1 protein-coding gene is annotated in these 996 nt (G+C 55.7%); it reads left to right on the forward strand.

Annotated features, from left to right (window positions below):
• Positions 1 to 301 precede the first annotated feature (301 nt).
• The gene (locus ACZYOF_RS43925; protein WP_463719611.1) at positions 302 to 832 is read left to right on the forward strand and encodes a hypothetical protein; all 531 of its coding nucleotides are present in this window, start codon (positions 302 to 304) and stop codon (positions 830 to 832) included.
• The last annotated feature ends 164 nt before the right edge of the window (positions 833 to 996 follow it).

The following is a 996-nucleotide window of genomic DNA, read 5'->3' on the forward strand; positions in this document are numbered from 1 at the left end:
AGCAGTGCAGGGAACAACGTGCTCTGTCCGCGATCAACCCCCTCTACGAATCCCGCCATCGCTCGTCCCCCGCCGATTCACTGGAGAATAATAGCAGAGGCACAGTTTTCACACGGCCTGGGCCAGAAGCAGGCAATGGTGTATATTGCGCTGAGGCGCCCGCCGCCCCATGAGCCTTGGCACCGGTCAGCTTCGGCCACGTCCAGACTCACGCGCCGCAACACGGCCCTTGCATGCGAGCGACCTGGAGCGGATGCTTGTTGAAGGCATGCGACCGCCATCTGGGAAGGGATGGCTACCCATGTACAGAATCGAACACTTTGCGCCGGTTTTCGAAATTGCTTTCACGCTAAGCGCGCTCTTCTATTACGTTGAGTTGCGCGAAGTCGCCGTAGAGCGGTTGAGGGATGCTTTGGATACCATTGCGGCCGCTCAAACATCGGCCGAGCAAGCGATCAAGGATAGAATCCGCGACCTGATAAAAACCGACATACCGCCCGGAGGAATGCTCAGCCTGGGCTCCAGAACCAAGGAAGTAGACGCAAAACTGTCTGACCTTGAGAGCGAGAAAGAACGCGTGATGCTGCAATGGATATTCCTAAGATGGGCCTCGAGAATGATCGCCTACTGCAATCTCACAACGCACGCGCTAGCAGTTCTCTCAACAGTCGTCTCCCTTGGTGCCCTGGTTTATTCGGGATTTGATCCGCACCGGGATTTTGGCTGGCAGGACATCACCATACTTTTGGCGCTGTCATACGCATCGATCACTTGGAATCTCCTCTTCTATATGCTCGCGCTGCCGGGATTGAATAGAGCGCTAGCGTCTTAAAAGCTTCAGCTTCAATCAACGATACTTCGCTTTGGGTCCAGGCCGTGTGAAAACTGTGCCTCTGCTATTATTCTCCAGTGAATCGGCGGGGGACGAGCGATGGCGGGATTCGTAGAGGGGGTTGATCGCGGACAGAGCACGTTGTTCCCTGCACTGCTCGACGA

This window comes from Bradyrhizobium sp. LeoA1Lang (assembly GCF_055413685.1).

Bases quoted from the DNA above. Each gene is read 5' to 3' on its own strand.
- ACZYOF_RS43925 (WP_463719611.1), top strand. From the start codon at position 302: ATGTACAGAATCGAACACTTTGCGCCGGTTTTCGAAATTGCTTTCACG.